Consider the following 330-nt stretch of genomic DNA (forward strand, 5'->3'; position numbering starts at 1 on the left):
TTCCAGCAGTATCACGGATCGCGTAGTACTGCTGGTTGGCTAGTACTACGTCGCCATTATAATTAACCCCAAATAATTGATTTGCTTGAGTTAATGCATTCGCTTGGATCACCCACTTATCACCGATAGCATGCCCCGTATTGTTCGCAAACTGCACTGCGACACCATACGATAACCCGATCACACCGCCGCTTACGGGAACACCAGTGCTAGGGAACGTTGAACAATTATCTGTTCCCCACTTGAATGTATCTACTGCGCCCACCGAATCAATAACAACGCAGTATGTCGCACTAAATCCAGCGTTATACAACCCACCAGCAGTCAAAT

1 protein-coding gene is annotated in these 330 nt (G+C 47.0%); it reads right to left on the reverse strand.

The genetic code is table 11. From position 1 onward, the window contains the following. Positions 1–330, reverse strand: a 330-nt coding sequence (locus ACO0K2_RS19720; RefSeq protein WP_423021767.1) for a hypothetical protein, incomplete at both ends; no start/stop codon positions are given.

The organism is Undibacterium sp. MH2W (genome assembly GCF_049340215.1).
GTDB lineage: Bacteria > Pseudomonadota > Gammaproteobacteria > Burkholderiales > Burkholderiaceae_D > Undibacterium.